Source organism: Pseudomonas sp. St290, assembly GCF_018325805.1.
Taxonomy (GTDB): Bacteria; Pseudomonadota; Gammaproteobacteria; order Pseudomonadales; family Pseudomonadaceae; genus Aquipseudomonas; species Aquipseudomonas bijieensis.
The window spans coordinates 1,305,711-1,320,542 of record NZ_AP014703.1; the positions used below are offsets into that span (position 1 = coordinate 1,305,711).

A 14,832-nucleotide genomic window follows, 5' to 3' on the forward strand; every position below is an offset into this window, starting at 1 on the left:
ACTGGCCCCGGACGGTTGCCCGGGCCCGGAAACAAAAGGGTTATTGAAGAACGAAATAATCGTAGCGCATCGACACCGTGACTTCGAACGGCTCGGCCTGCTCGATCACGCTGGCACGGCGTTCGGCACTGGCACGCCAGCCGTGGGGCGTCATGGCCAGCAGGTTGGCGCGGTCCTGGCCGCTGTCGAGCGTCAGCTTGAATTCGAGGGTTTCGCTGTGATCGAGCGCCATGCCCGAAGGCACCAGGGCCAGGTGCTTGTCATCGGTGTACTGGCGAACTTCGTCGTACAGGCGTTCGCGCAATTCCATCAGATGGCCGGCGGTGGGGCCGACTTTCATCAGGCCGCCACCGGGGCTGAGTAAACGCTTGGCTTCCTGCCAGTCCAGCGGGCTGAACACGCTGGCCAGGAACTGACAGCAGCCGTCCGCCAAGGGCACGCGGGCCATGCTGGCGATCAACCAGGTCAGTTGTGGGTTGCGTTTGCAGGCACGCTTGACCGCCTCTCGGGAGATGTCCAGGGCATAACCATCGGCATTGGGTAACGCTTCAGCGATTTGCGCGGTGTAGTAGCCCTCGCCACAGCCGATGTCCAGCCAGCGTCCGGGCGCACGTTCGGCGGCCAGTTCCGCCAGACGCCGGGCGACGGGGGCGTAATGCCCGGCGTTGAGAAAATCGCGGCGGGCTTCGACCATCGCCTGGTTGTCGCCGGGGTCGCGGCTGTTCTTGTGCTGCACCGGCAGCAGGTTCAGGTAACCCTGCCGCGCGCGGTCGAAGCGGTGGCCGGCCGGGCACACCACACCGTTGTCCACCGCGTTCAGCGGCTCACTGCAGATCGGGCAAGCAAGCATCAGGCGAGCAACTTGATCAGCGTCTTGTAGTAGATCTCGGTCAGCACCTCGAGATCGGCTGCCAGCACTCGTTCATTGACCTGGTGGATGGTCGCGTTGACCGGCCCCAGCTCTACCACTTGCGTGCCCATGGTGGCGATGAAGCGACCATCGGAGGTGCCGCCGCTGGTAGACGCCTGGGTCTCGCGACCGGTGACGTCCTTGATGCTCGACGACACCGCGTCGAGCAATGCACCCGGTTCGGTGAGGAACGGCAGGCCGGACAACGCCCAGTCGATGTGCCAGTCCAGTTGATGTTTGTCGAGAATGTCGGCGACGCGCTGTTGCAGGCCTTCGACGGTGGACTCGGTGGAAAAACGGAAGTTGAACACCGCCACCAGGTCACCGGGGATCACGTTGGTCGCGCCGGTGCCAGCGTTGAGGTTGGAGATCTGGAAACTGGTCGGCGGGAAGAAGTCGTTGCCGTGGTCCCAATGCTCGGCGGCCAATTCAGCCAGCGCCGGGGCAGCCAGGTGAATCGGGTTCTTCGCCAGGTGTGGATAGGCCACGTGGCCTTGCTTGCCACGCACGGTCAGCTTCGCGCCGAGGGAACCGCGCCGGCCGTTCTTGACCACATCGCCCACCAAGGTGGTGCTCGATGGCTCGCCGACGATGCACCAGTCCAGCCGCTCCTGACGGGCCTTGAGACGTTCGACCACGGCCTTGGTGCCGTGGTGGGCCGGGCCTTCTTCATCGCTGGTGATCAGGAAGGTGACCGAGCCCTTGTGGTCCGGATAGTCGGCGACGAACCGTTCGGCCGCCACCACCATCGCCGCCAGACTGCCCTTCATGTCCGCTGCGCCACGGCCACAAAGCATGCCGTGCTCATCGATGACCGCGTCGAACGGGTCGAGCTGCCAGGCCTGCACCGGGCCGGTCGGCACCACGTCGGTGTGCCCGGCGAAGCACAGCACCGGACCGTCATGCTTGCCATGGCTGGCCCAGAAGTTATCCACATCCTCGATGCGCATCGGCTCGAGCGCAAAACCCGCATTACCCAGGCGCTGCATCATCAGTTTCTGGCAATCAGCATCCACCGGCGTCACGGACGGACGGCGGATCAGGTCGCAGGCGAGTTGCAGGGTCGGCGAGAGGTCGGCGTGGGCCGTCATGGAAACTCCGGGAATATTTAGTATGAACGCAAGGCTTGTGTGGGGGCTGGCTGACACCCACAAAATGGCGGTTATCTTATAGCAAAACGACTGGCATGGGCCCCTGGTGCTGGTCAGTTGGAGCACAAAACCTGTGGGAGCGAGCCTGCTCGCGATGGCGGTGTGTCAGTCAACATCACTGCCACTGATCCACCGCCATCGCGAGCAGGCTCGCTCCCACAGAGGTTTTGCTTAAATTGCCGAGACAAAGCCCTATAATGCGCGCCGGTTTTTGGGGTAATGGTCATGAGTACAGAAGATCCACGGTTTGCCGGTATCGCCCGTTTGTATGGCATCGAAGGCCTGGAGCGCCTGCGGGCGGCCCATGTGGCGATCGTCGGGGTGGGTGGGGTCGGTTCCTGGGCGGCGGAAGCCATTGCCCGTTGTGGTGTGGGCGAGATTTCGCTGTTCGACCTGGACGATGTCTGCGTCAGCAACGCCAACCGCCAGTTGCACGCCCTGGACAGCACCGTCGGCAAGCCCAAGGTCGACGTGATGGCCGAGCGGCTGCGGGGGATCAACCCCGACTGCACGGTGCACGCGGTGGCGGACTTCGTCACCCGCGAGACCATGGCCGAATACATCACGCCGAACATCGACTGTGTTATCGACTGCATCGACAGCGTCAACGCCAAGGCTGCGCTGATCGCCTGGTGCAAGCGCCGCAAGATCCAGATCATCACCACGGGCGGGGCGGGTGGGCAGATCGATCCGACGCTGATCCAGGTCTGCGACTTGAACCGCACGTTCAACGATCCCCTGGCCTCGAAAGTGCGCTCCACCTTGCGCCGCGACTATGGTTTTTCCCGCACCGTGACCCGCCACTACAGCGTGCCCTGCGTGTTCTCTACCGAACAACTGCGCTACCCCAAACCGGATGGCAGCATTTGCCTGCAGAAGAGTTTTGTCGGCGACGGCGTCAAGCTCGACTGCGCCGGTGGGTTTGGCGCGGTGATGATGGTCACGGCGACGTTCGGCATGGTCGCGGCGACCAAGGCTGTGGATAAGATCGTGGCGGGTGTGCGGCGGCCGGCGGATCGGCTCAAGGGCGGGCAGTAACGGCCTTTGTGGCGAGGGAGCTTGCTCCCGCTGGGTCGCGAAGCGGCCCTGAAACCGGGCAACGCGGTATGTCAGACAGATTGAGTTGACTGCTTTTGGGACTGCTGCGCAGTCCAGCGGGAGCAAGCTCCCTCGCCACGGTTATTGTGTCAATTCGCGCATCCGCTTTAACACCGCATTCAAGCCATTGCTACGCGACGGCGACAACTGTCGCGACAATCCCAGCTGATTGAACCAATCCGGCAAATCCACCTGCTGCAACTCGTCAGTGGATAACCCGTTGACCCGCGCCAGCAACAACGCCACCAACCCACGGATCAACCTTGCATCGCTGCTGGCGGCAAACTGCCAATGTCCGTCGTGCAACTGGCCCACCAACCACACCTGGCTCTCACAGCCATGAACGAGGTTGGCGTCGCATTTGTCTGCGTCACTCAGGGGCGGCAGGCGCTCGCCCCATTGCATCAGCAGCCGGGCGCGTTGTTCCCAGCCCGAGGCGTCCTGGAAAATCTGCAACGCTGCGGCGGCATCGGCGGGTAGATTCATCGAAGCATCTCCAAGGCCTGATCCAGCGCTTCGAAGAAGCGTTCGATATCGGCGGAGTCGTTGTACAGCGCCAGTGACACCCGAATCGCCCCGGACAGCTTCAAATGCTTGAACAGCGGCATGGCGCAGTGATGCCCGGCGCGCACGGCGATGCCTTGTTCGGTCAGCAGATGGGCCAGGTCGGCGTTGTGCACGCCTTCAACCACGAAGCTGGCCAGGGCCAGCCGTGGGTTGCCTACCAGGCGCACGCCGTTGCGAGCCAACAAACCATGGAGCAGGTAGTCATGCAGCGCCGCCTCATGGTCAATGACCGCTTGCGGATCAAGAGTGGACAGGTAGTCCAGGGTCGCGCCCAACCCGATCACGCTGGCAATCGGCGGCGTGCCGGCCTCGAAGCCCAGCGGCGCCGGGCGGAACGTGGCGTTGTGGTAATCGGCCTGTTGCACCATTTCGCCACCGAACTGCCAATGGCGCAGGTTGCCAAGGGCCTCGGTACGACCAAACAGCACGCCCAGCCCGTCGGGGCCGTAGAGTTTGTGGCTGGAAAACACATAAAAGTCGCAGCCCAGTGCCTGAACGTCGTGGCGACCATGGACCACGCCTTGGGCGCCGTCGATCACTGTCAGTGCGCCCTGGGCCTTGGCCAGCGCCAGCAGCGTAGGCACTGGCTGCCAGGCTCCCAGCACATTGGACAACTGGCTCACCGCCAGCAAGCGGGTACGCGGGCCGATCAGTTCGGCGGCGGCGCCAGGATCGATCACCCCGTCAGCGTCTAGCGGCAACACCACCAGGGTCAACGAGCGGCGCTCGGCCAGTTGCTGCCAGGGCAGCAGATTGGCGTGGTGTTCCAGGGCGCTGATGACAATTTCATCGCCCGGGTTGAACAGATGTTCCAGCCCGTAGGCCAGCAGGTTCAGCGCCGAAGTGGCGCCATGGGTGAAGACGATCTGCCCGCAATCCCCGGCGTTGAGCCATTGCGCCACCTTGAGGCGGCTGTCTTCGAACGCCTGTGTGGCGTGGGCGCCGGGTAGGTGTTGTGCACGGTGCACATTGGCGGCGCCATTGGCGTAGTAATGCGTCAGGGCATCGAGCAGGGCTTGGGGTTTTTGCGTGGTGGCGGCGCTGTCCAGGTAGGTCTGGCCTTGCCGTTGCAGGGCGGCGATGGCCGGGAAGTCGGCGCGCCAAGGGGATGGGATCAACATGCTTTCGGGCCCTGCTGGAGTTACGCCGGACCCTGTGGGAGCAAACTCGCTCCCACAGGTGAGGGGGTGAAGCGACTTAGTTGTGGGCGTGCAGCGCTTCGTTCAGCTCGATGGCCGATTTATGGGTCTTGCATTCCACCGCGCCAGTCTCGGAGTTGCGGCGGAACAACAGGTCGGGTTGGCCAGCCAGTTCACGGGCCTTGACCACCTTGACCAGTTGGTTGTTCTCGTCCAGCAGCGCGACCTTGGTGCCGGCGGTCACGTACAGGCCCGACTCCACGGTGTTGCGGTCGCCCAGCGGGATACCGATGCCGGCGTTGGCGCCGATCAGGCAGCCTTCGCCAACCTTGATCACGATGTTGCCGCCGCCCGACAGGGTGCCCATGGTCGAGCAACCGCCGCCCAGGTCCGAGCCCTTGCCGACAAACACGCCAGCCGACACGCGGCCTTCGATCATGCCCGGGCCTTCGGTGCCAGCGTTGAAGTTGACGAAACCTTCGTGCATCACGGTGGTGCCTTCGCCCACGTAGGCGCCCAGGCGGATCCGTGCGGCATCGGCGATCCGTACGCCAGCCGGAACCACGTAGTCAGTCATTTTCGGGAACTTGTCCACCGAGAACACTTCCAGCAACTCGCCACGCAGGCGGGCTTCGAGCTGGTGCTCGGCCAGTTCGCTCAGGTCGATCGCGCCCTGGCTGGTCCAGGCCACGTTCGGCAGCAGCGGGAAGATGCCGGCCAGGTTCAGGCCATGGGGCTTGACCAGGCGATGGGACAGCAGGTGCAGCTTGAGGTAAGCCTCAGGCGTGGAGCTCAGTTGGGCATCTTCGGCCAGCAGCGTGGCGACCAGCGGCTTGTGGCTTTCGGCCAGGCGGGTCAGCAGGGCGGCTTGCGCGGCATCGACGCCCTTGAGCGCTTCAGCCAGTTGCGAGGCCTGGGCGGTGGTGAAGGTGATGGCCTGGTTGCCTTCGCTGTAGCCAAGGATCGGCGCGATGGCTTTGACGATGTCAGCCGACGGGTTGAGCAGCGGCTGTGCGTAGAACACTTCCAGCCAGGCGCCTTGACGGTTTTGAGTGCCGACACCGAAGGCCAGGCTGAACAGGGTAGTGGACATGAAATTACCTCTACAGAATGGACTGGGCAGGCTTACTTGATCTCTGCCGCATAAATATCTGGCTTGAAGCCAATCAGGGTTCGGTCACCGAGATCAAGCACCGGGCGCTTGATCATCGAGGGTTGGGCGAGCATCAGTTCGATGGCTTTCGTCTGGTCGAGATCGGCTTTGCGTTCGTCGTCGAGTTTGCGAAAGGTCGTACCGGCACGGTTCAACACCACTTGCCAGCCATGTTCGTTGCACCATTGGGTCAGGTGCTCACGGTCGATGCCGGCAGTTTTGTAATCGTGAAAGTCATAGCGCACCGCGTGCTCATCGAGCCAGGTACGCGCTTTTTTCATCGTATCGCAGGCTTTGATGCCGAAAAGCTGTAAATGCTTGTTTTCCCTGGGCATGAATGCTCCTCCAAAACGTTCCCGGTATCGTCCTGAAAATCAGCGGACGATTATGCCACGTCGTTCCTTTCAGTGCCTTGACTGTCGCGACGGATCGGACAAGGCGGAACCGATAGAAAAGAGGCGACCACACAGCACAGGTAAACCCAACACTTTTGCGCACGAGAGAGCAGCCCATGGATCCTATTTCCCTGACCCCCCCGCTCCATTCAACGACATCGACCACCGGGACCGCCGCAGCCGTCCCGATCGGTCCTGTCACGGCTGAACAGGACCTGGCAAATCGCACTGGTGCAATCAAGGCCCAGCTCACCCGGGTATTCGAGCCGCATATAAACGGTGCCAATCGCGAGGCCTTCGAAGCACTGATCGACGATCGTTCGCGCACCTTGGCCAATGACGGGGAAACCGCGGAAAGCGTCGATGCCGTACTGACCAAAGGCTCGCGGCTGGATCGCGCGGCCCATGACACTGTTGGATTCGTTCGTTCGGTTCCCTTCGGCGTGGCGTCCATTGCGCTGGACTTCGTCCCGGCGGTGACCGGCAATGGCTCGATTACCGCGCCGTTGGCGCTGTCGGCGATTGCCGGCCTGGTCAGCAGCGCCGCCGACACGGTCGGCAATGGCCTGATCCAGCGCGCCACCAGCGACACCCAGTGGCTGGTGGCCGAAGATGCCGATCTGGAACCGGTCATGCGGGAATCCGCCCAGGCGGCGAAGCCGAGCCTGACGACCCGGGCTATCGAAGGCAGCCTGACTTTCCAGACCTTCAGCGCGCGAAACGCGTTGCGCACGGTCGTCCAACCCGTCGTGACGCATCTCGTCGATGCGCAAACGGGCAGCAGGGTGGACTCTGTGATAGCTGCCGTCGGTTCTCCGCTTTCAGGCATGGCCGCCTATGACCTGCAACATTCCATCGATAAATCGAAACACCGGATTGGCCCGCAATACCTGTTGGGGCGTCAAGACTGGCACCAGCGTTACAAGGATCTCAAGAATTATGGCGTAGGAAGTGCTGCGATGGGCATTGCGAAGCGGGTCGGCAGCCTGCCGCTGGACGCGATGCGCGATGGCAGCAAATCGCTGCAAGCCCTGGTTACGCCGACCGGCTTGACCAGTGGTCTTGGAGCGTTGGCCGGCGGGATTACCGCGATCGGCATGGCCCAGACCGCCGCTGTCAATGCAGCCAGGAACGCCGGGATTTCGCCTGCGGGTGTTGCGGCGGCTGGCAAGGCGACGGTTACGGCCACGATGGCCCCGGTGCTCGCCGCCTGGGTGACGACGGGAGTGATGACCCAGCCGTTGGCGGACGAGGCCTCCGCCGCGTTGGACAGGCTATCTGCCGGTCCCGCTCATCCGGATGAGCTGCAGGGAATGTTGCCCTTGGTCGAAATGTCGGCGGCCGAACAGATCGGGGAAGACAGCGACAATGAGGGTGACGGCGTCGATGTTGTCTCGGGCCGCCCGACCCTCAATGCCGCTGAGCGAGCTGTTTAGCTTCGGATAGTCGCCGGTCGCTCCTGCCGCGTGGAGGTTGGGAGCGACCAAGGGGCGACTGCGCATTGACGCCGCTCAGGTGCGACCAATGTGCAACGGCAGCGGTTCACCTTGGCAGTTAATATGGCACTTCACCGGCCAGCTGTTGCCGCAGATGTGTATGGCTGTCATTGGAAGTCCGTTATGCAAAGCGCCTATACCGTCCTGATCCTGTTGATGCTGGTGGGCGTGTCGCGCCTGATCGGACGGTTGATTCCGCTGCCGTTGCCCCTGGTGCAGATCGGCGCCGGCGCCGTGCTGGCCTGGCCCTCACTGGGGCTGCATGTGGCGCTTGATCCCGAGTTGTTTCTGTTTCTGTTCCTGCCGCCACTGCTGTTCTCCGATGGTTGGCGCATGCCCAAGCGCGAATTCTGGCGCCTGCGCGGGCCGATCCTGACGCTGGCGGTAGGGTTGGTGCTGTTTACGGTAGTTGGGGCGGGGTATTTCATTCATTGGCTGCTGCCCGGTATCCCGTTGCCGGTGACCTTCGCCCTGGCGGCTGTCCTGTCACCGACCGACGCCGTGGCGGTCTCGGCGATTGCCCGGGACCGCTTGCCCGCGCCATTGATGCACATGCTCCAGGGCGAAGCGTTGATGAACGATGCGTCGGGCCTGGTGACCTTCAAGTTCGCCCTGGCGGCGGCGATCACTGGCGTGTTTTCCCTGGCGGGGGCGAGCCTGGCCTTTGTCCTGGTGGCGGTCGGTGGCTTGTTGGTGGGCGTGGTGTTGAGTTGGCTGGTGGGCCGCTTGCGGGCCTGGATGATTGCCCGGAGCTGGGACGATCCGGCCACTCACGTGGTGTTCATGTTGCTACTGCCATTCGCAGCCTATGTGCTGGCTGAACGCTTGGGCGCCTCGGGGATTCTCTCGGCGGTGGCGGCAGGCATGATGCAGAGCTGGCTCGACCTGCTGCCGCGCCAGACCGGCACGCGATTGCTCAATCGCAGTGTCTGGTCGCTGTTGGAATTCGCCTTCAACGGCTTGATCTTCCTGCTGCTGGGCTTGCAATTGCCGGACATCATCAAGGCCGTGACCAGCCATGAGCCGACGTTGTGGCCTACGTTGTTCTATCGCTGCCTGGACGTGGTGGCGATTTTCCTGGTGTTGTTGGTGCTGCGGTTTGTCTGGGTGCAAAGCATCTGGCGCGTGTCCGGGCTGTTGCGCCGCTGGCGCGGCAAGGGCGAGTTGACCCTGGTGCCGACGGCGCGTTCCTGCTGGTTGCTGACCTTCGGCGGTGTGCGCGGGGCGGTGACGTTGGCAGGTGTGTTGTCGGTGCCATTGTTGCTGGGGGCGGGGGAGGCATTTCCCGAGCGGAACTTGCTGATCTTCATTGCCGCCGGGGTGATTCTGCTGTCGCTGATTGCGGCCTGCATCGCCCTGCCACTGCTGCTGCGGGGTATCGAGAAGAGCCCCGACGACAAGCGTCGCAACGAAGTTCGCGAGGCTTGGCGCAAAACCGCTGAAGCGGCGATCCATGCGCTGGAAGTGGAGGAGCCGACCGAAGCGACCAGTACGCCGGATGCGGCCCAGGCGGCGTTGGCGACCGAGGTCAAGGCGCGGTTGATGTCTGAATATCGCCATCAGTTGGAGGTGTTCAACGACTCCGCCGAAGCCCAGGCGTTGGCGTTCGAGATGGACCTGCTGGAACGCCGGCTGCGCTTGAAGGCTTTTCGGGCGCAGCGGCTGGAGCTGTATCGCCTCAGCCGTCATCACCAGATTGGGGATGACGTGTTGCGTGAGGTGCTGGGGGAGTTGGATCTGGCGGAGGCGAATTTGGGGTTGGGTAAATAACGGTTGGGGTTAGAGCGGAAGGTAGGCCTTCACACCGGCGATCACGCCTTGCATGTCTTCAGAGCCCAGGCGAGGAACGAGCTACTCTCGGCCCTTGGATCGAGTCTTTCTGTGCAGCTTGTCCAGACGTTCAAAACTCACGGTATAAATCATGTCGCACTTCACCCAAAGCTCTTTGTAGCCATCGGACTGGAGGGGGTTGGTGCGGAGCAGGTGGTGCCAGTCCTGCTGAGTTTGTGGAGTTGTGGAGGAAATCGGCACTACGGTACAGAGCTTGCGACTGTGTGTGGCGGTAGGGGAGATCACTACCACCTTGCGGATCTTCAGCATTTCAGGTGCAACAAAGCCCCGCGTGAAGTCGCAAAGAAGAACATCGCCTTGCTTGGGATGGTAATAGAGAGGCATTCCTTATCCTCATAAAAAGCAAAGCCGCCCGAAGGCGGCTTCAATCGACACGCAGTTGAGCTTGCTTCGCCCTTTCTGCGCCGCTGGGTCAACCTCGAGAGGGACCCAGACTCCTGCCAGCTTTCGCTGGTGACGGGGAGGATTATGGCTACAGGGGATAGCGAATTCAAGCCAGCTTGAACCCTCGCAACAGGGTTGAATGAGATCTTTCGGTGTACAAAGTAAGCGAAATCAACGGCTTGGCGTTCGCGGTACGTTTTATGTCTTTTCTTGTCTGAGCAGACAGACCGTGGTCTGTCAGACGCGCCGAAGTTTCCGACAAGTTTTTAAGGTTGTCCGTCGGAAGCGAGGGCTCTAGCCTCTGGGTGTCGCTGCCCAAGGCTTTGGATCGGGTAGAGCTTCGGACTTGATGCAATAAATGCCGGCCTCATCGCGAGCAAGCTTTGCTCCCACAGGGTCCGGTATCGATCACAGGTTGTGAGAGCCACACAAGTCCACTGTGGAAGCAAAGCTTGCTCGCGATAAATCGAAAGGCAAACACAAAAATACCTGTGAAGCACTGGACCTGTGGCGAGGGGATTTATCCCCGCTGGGCTGCGCAGCAGCCCTAGAGCAGTGAACTCAATCTTCCTGGCACACCGAGTTGGCTGGCTTGGGGGCCGCTTCGCAGCCCAGCGGGGATAAATCCCCTCGCCACAACAGCCCCGATACAGTCATTAACCCCGACGCTGAATGAACGCGCGAATCCGCTCGGCCGCTTCCACGCATTCAGCCAATGGCGCGACCAGGGCCATGCGCACACGCCCGGCGCCTGGGTTGACGCCATCCACATCGCGAGACAGGTACGAGCCCGGCACCACGGTCACGTGTTCCTGTTCGAACAGGTCACGGCAGAAGGCTGCATCATCGCCCGCCACATTCGGCCACAAGTAGAAGCTGCCATCGGGACGCTGTACATCCAGTACCGGGCTGAGGATTTCCAGCACAGCGTCGAACTTTTCCCGGTACAGCGCGCGGTTGGCGCGCACGTGCACTTCGTCGTTCCACGCCGCGATGCTTGCCAGTTGGGTCTGAACCGGCATCGCACAGCCGTGGTAGGTGCGGTACAGCAGGAAACCCTTGAGGATGTCCGCGTCGCCAGCGACGAAACCGGAGCGCAGGCCGGGCAGGTTGGAGCGTTTGGACAGGCTGTGGAAAACCACGCAGCGTTTGAAATCCTTGCGGCCCAGTTCGACGCAGGCGCTGAGCAGCCCTGGCGGCGGGGTCTGCTCGTCGAAGTACAGTTCGCTGTAGCACTCGTCCGCGGCGATGACGAAGTCATATTCGTCAGCCAGGGCGATGAGTTTCTTCAGTACATCCACCGGAATCAGCGCGCCGGTCGGGTTGCCAGGTGAGCACAGGAACAGGATCTGGCAGCGTTTCCAGATGTCCGGCGAAACCGCGTCGAAATCCGGGTTGAAGCCATTCGCGTCCAGGCACGGCAGGTAGTGCGGCTTGGCGCCGGCCAGGAACGCTGCGCCTTCGTAGATCTGGTAGAACGGGTTCGGGCTGACCACCAGGGCTTCATCGCCACGGTTGACCACGGTCTGGGTGAAGGCGAACAAGGCCTCACGGGTGCCGTTGACCGGCAGCACATGGCGCGCCGGGTCCAGCCAGCCGTTCGGCACGTTGAAACGGTGCTCGCACCAGCCGGTGATGGCTTCACGCAATTCCGGGATACCGAGGGTGGTCGGGTACACGGCCATCTTTTCCAGATTGCTGGCCAGGGCCTCGGCCACGAAGCTCGGCGAACGGTGCTTGGGCTCGCCGATGGACAACGCGATCGGGCGCTTGTCGGGGTTGGGCGTGACGCTGCCGAGCAGGGCGCGGAGCTTCTCGAACGGATAGGGCTGCAGCTGGTTCAGGGCGTTGTTCATCGGAGGGCCTCGTTCAATGTGGGAGCGGGCTTGCTCGCGAAAGCGGTGTGTCAGTTAGTGATTATGTTGATTGACACACCGCTTTCGCGAGCAAGCTCGCTCCCACAGGGGGAAATTTGTTCGTTCAGATGCTGATGCGTGTCAGGTGGGCATCGGGTTCCTGGTTGACGCTCAAATGCCGCACGATCGCTTCCTGCAGGCGGCTGCACAACTGTGGGTCGGACAGCGGTTGGCCATGGGCGTCGGTGATGAAGAACACGTCTTCCACCCGTTCGCCGAGGGTGGCGATCTTGGCGTTCTGCAGCGACAGGTCGAACTCCAGGAAGATATGCCCGATCCGCGCCAGCAGGCCGGGACGATCCGGGGCGCTGAGTTCCAGCACTGTGATCTGACGCTGGGCATCGTTGTGGATCGTCACCTGGGGCGCAAAGGCGAAATGCTTGAGCTGGCGTGGCACCCGGCGCTGGATGATGGTCGGGTAGTCCGCCGGGTTGCGCAGGGCCTCGGTGAGGCCGTCGCGGATCTGCTTGACCCGTGCCGGGTTATCGCCAATCGAATCGCCGTCGGTGTCGAGCACGATATAGGTGTCGAGGGTGAACTGGCTGCTGGAGGTGATAATCCGCGCATCATGGATGTTGAGGTTGAGCTGGTCCATCGCCGCCACGGTCACGGCGAAGAAGTCGTGCTGGTCCGGGGCGTAGATGAAGATCTGCGTGCCGCCTTCGAACTCGCGTTGGGTGGTTTCCTTGATCAGCACCAGCGGCCCGCCGTCGGCCGGTTGCTGGAGGATCGCGTCGCTGTGCCAGGCCACGTCGCCGGCGGTATGGCGCAGGAAATAGTCGTCGCCCAGTTGTGACCAGAGTTGCTCGACATCGTCCGGGTCGGTACCGCCGCGCACCAGGATGTCCAGGGCTGCGCTCTGGGTCCGGCGGATCTGTTCTTCGCGGTCCACCGGGTTTTCCAGGCCACGGCGCAAGGCCCGTTTGGTCTCGGTGTACAACTGGCGCAACAGGCTGGCGCGCCAGGAGTTCCACAGGGTCGGGTTGGTGGCGTTGATGTCGGCCACGGTCAGCACGTAGAGGTAATCCAGGCGCGTTTCATCGCCAACGATCTGGGCGAAGTCGTGGATCACCTGCGGGTCGGACAAATCCTTGCGCTGGGCGGTGGTCGACATCACCAGGTGGTTCTGCACCAGCCAGACGATCAGCCGGCTGTCCCATACCGGCAGTTGATGGCGCTGGCAGAACGCTTCGGCATCCACCGCGCCGATCTCGGAGTGATCGCCCTGGCGGCCCTTGCCGATGTCGTGGTACAGCCCCGCCATGTAGATCAGCTCGGGCTTGGGCAGTTTGCCCATGAGCTTGCTGGCCAGCGGGAATTTCTCCGAGACCTGGGTGTACTGGAGTTTACGCAGGTGTTTGATCAGGTTCAGGGTGTGGGCATCGACCGTGTAGATATGGAACAGGTCGTGCTGCATCTGTCCGACGATGAAGCCGAACTCCGGCAGATAGCGCCCGAGGATCCCGTAGCGGTTCATGCGCCGCAGGTTGCGGTGCACGCCGATCTTGCACTTGAACAGCTCGATGAACAGGCTGGTGTTGCGGATGTCGTGGCGGAAATCCTCGTCGATCAGATGACGGTTTTCCCGCAGCAGGCGAATGGTATCGGCGCGCACGCCCTTGATTTCCGGCTGCTGGGCCATGAGCACGAAGATTTCCAGCATGGCGAACGGCGTGCGGCGGAACACATTGGCGTTGCGAGCTTCGATGTAGCCGTCGTGGAGCTGGAAGCGAGAGTTGATCGGCTGCGGCGGTTCTTCGTCTTCTGGGGCGAGGATGACCTCCTCGAAGTGCTGGATGATCAGTTCGCTGAGCTGGGCGATGCTCATCACCACCCGGTAATACTGCTGCATGAAGTTTTCGATGGACTGCTTGGCGTCCTGGCCCTCGAAGCCCAGCAGGCCGGCGATGGAGCGCTGGTGATCGAACAGCAGGCGGTCTTCGGCACGCCCGGCCAGCATGTGCAGGGCGTAGCGAACCTTCCACAGGAATTCCTGGGACGAGGCCAGCAAGGCGTTTTCGCTTTCCACCAGGAACCCTTCGCCAGCCAGGGCCCGCAGGTTCAGCGTGCCGTACTGGCGGCGGGCAACCCAGAGGATCGTCTGGATGTCCCGCAGCCCACCGGGCGAGCCCTTGACGTTGGGCTCCAGGTTGTACTCGGTGTCGTTGTACTTGTGGTGACGGGCCTTCTGCTCGGCGTGCTTGGCCAGGAAGAAGTCCTTGCTCGGCCACATGTGCTCCGTGCTGGTGACATCGAGCATGCGCTGGCGCAGGCGTTCGGGGCCGGCGATGGTGCGGCTTTCCATCAGGTTGGTGATCACCGTCAGGTCGGCGCGGGCTTCGTCGGCACATTCCTGCACCGAGCGCACGCTCTGGCCGACTTCCAGGCCGATGTCCCACAGCAGCGTCAGGAACCGCTCGATGGAGTCGCGGAAAACCTCATGATCGGCGCTGTCCAGCAGGATCAGCAGATCGATGTCGGAGTAGGGGTGCAGCTCACCGCGCCCATAGCCGCCGACCGCCACCAGGGCGATGTCGGCGTCTTCGCTCCAGTCGAACTGCTCCCAGGCCTTTTGCAGGATGTTATCGACGAACCAGGCGCGGTCCTCGATCAGCCGACGAATGTCCCGGCCATTGCGAAAGCGCTGGTCGAGCACTTCGTGGGCCTGGCGGATCGCCTTCTTGAACGCCGAGATGGGGCTTGCCTTCAGGGCCAGTTCAGCCTGGAACTGGCCGCGGTCGAAGAGTTCGGGGTCCACCTGCGGCATTGAAT

General features: G+C 62.5%; 12 protein-coding genes. 3 read left to right on the forward strand and 9 right to left on the reverse strand.

From position 1 onward, the window contains the following. Nucleotides 1-40: 40 nt before the first annotated feature. Both PBDP_RS05605 and dapE read right to left on the reverse strand, forming a co-directional pair. Entirely contained in the window at nucleotides 41-850 is an 810-nt protein-coding gene (locus PBDP_RS05605) for a putative RNA methyltransferase (protein ID WP_109753697.1), read from the reverse strand. Continuing rightward, a complete protein-coding gene (dapE, locus tag PBDP_RS05610) occupies nucleotides 850-2,001 on the reverse strand; it encodes a succinyl-diaminopimelate desuccinylase (protein WP_109753698.1) in 1,152 nt (383 codons plus the stop codon). The genes PBDP_RS05605 and dapE overlap by 1 nt, the downstream gene beginning before the upstream one ends. Nucleotides 2,002-2,280: 279 nt before the next feature. Here dapE and tcdA point away from each other — a divergent pair, with 279 nt between their 5' ends. Further along, nucleotides 2,281-3,099 (forward strand): tRNA cyclic N6-threonylcarbamoyladenosine(37) synthase TcdA, encoded by an 819-nt coding sequence (tcdA, locus tag PBDP_RS05615; protein WP_163855181.1) that lies wholly within the window; start codon nucleotides 2,281-2,283, stop codon nucleotides 3,097-3,099. A 141-nt stretch (nucleotides 3,100-3,240) separates the two neighbouring features. Here tcdA and PBDP_RS05620 read toward each other — a convergent pair whose 3' ends face one another. The 4 genes from PBDP_RS05620 to PBDP_RS05635 all read right to left on the reverse strand — a co-directional run bounded on the left by PBDP_RS05620 (nucleotide 3,241) and on the right by PBDP_RS05635 (nucleotide 6,353). Then, nucleotides 3,241-3,645, reverse strand: coding sequence for a SufE family protein (locus tag PBDP_RS05620; RefSeq protein ID WP_212801934.1), 405 nt, complete (start codon nucleotides 3,643-3,645; stop codon nucleotides 3,241-3,243). Then, a complete protein-coding gene (locus PBDP_RS05625; RefSeq protein ID WP_109753701.1) occupies nucleotides 3,642-4,847 on the reverse strand; it encodes an aminotransferase class V-fold PLP-dependent enzyme in 1,206 nt (401 codons plus the stop codon). The genes PBDP_RS05620 and PBDP_RS05625 overlap by 4 nt, the downstream gene beginning before the upstream one ends. Nucleotides 4,848-4,923: 76 nt before the next feature. Beyond that, nucleotides 4,924-5,958, reverse strand: coding sequence for a 2,3,4,5-tetrahydropyridine-2,6-dicarboxylate N-succinyltransferase (gene dapD / locus PBDP_RS05630; protein ID WP_176688557.1), 1,035 nt, complete (start codon nucleotides 5,956-5,958; stop codon nucleotides 4,924-4,926). 32 nt (nucleotides 5,959-5,990) lie between these two features. Then, nucleotides 5,991-6,353, reverse strand: a complete 363-nt coding sequence (locus PBDP_RS05635; protein ID WP_212801935.1) for an ArsC family reductase — start codon at nucleotides 6,351-6,353, stop codon at nucleotides 5,991-5,993. A gap of 176 nt (nucleotides 6,354-6,529) precedes the next feature. Here PBDP_RS05635 and PBDP_RS05640 point away from each other — a divergent pair, with 176 nt between their 5' ends. Beyond that, nucleotides 6,530-7,849, forward strand: coding sequence for a type III effector protein RopAA (locus tag PBDP_RS05640; RefSeq protein ID WP_163855177.1), 1,320 nt, complete (start codon nucleotides 6,530-6,532; stop codon nucleotides 7,847-7,849). Between the two features lie 183 nt (nucleotides 7,850-8,032). After that, on the forward strand, nucleotides 8,033-9,679 hold the full coding sequence (locus tag PBDP_RS05645; protein WP_212801936.1) for a Na+/H+ antiporter: 1,647 nt from the start codon (nucleotides 8,033-8,035) through the stop codon (nucleotides 9,677-9,679). Between the two features lie 81 nt (nucleotides 9,680-9,760). Here the strand turns inward: PBDP_RS05645 and PBDP_RS05650 are convergent, their stop codons facing one another. The 3 genes from PBDP_RS05650 to PBDP_RS05660 form a co-directional block, all read right to left on the reverse strand. Then, complete coding sequence (locus PBDP_RS05650; RefSeq protein WP_249411841.1) at nucleotides 9,761-10,084, reverse strand: type II toxin-antitoxin system PemK/MazF family toxin; 324 nt, start codon at nucleotides 10,082-10,084, stop codon at nucleotides 9,761-9,763. 716 nt (nucleotides 10,085-10,800) lie between these two features. Continuing rightward, the gene (gene dapC, locus PBDP_RS05655; protein ID WP_212801937.1) at nucleotides 10,801-12,000 is read right to left on the reverse strand and encodes a succinyldiaminopimelate transaminase; all 1,200 of its coding nucleotides are present in this window, start codon (nucleotides 11,998-12,000) and stop codon (nucleotides 10,801-10,803) included. 124 nt (nucleotides 12,001-12,124) lie between these two features. Further along, the gene (locus tag PBDP_RS05660; RefSeq protein WP_109753708.1) at nucleotides 12,125-14,827 is read right to left on the reverse strand and encodes a [protein-PII] uridylyltransferase; all 2,703 of its coding nucleotides are present in this window, start codon (nucleotides 14,825-14,827) and stop codon (nucleotides 12,125-12,127) included. Nucleotides 14,828-14,832: the final 5 nt, after the last annotated feature.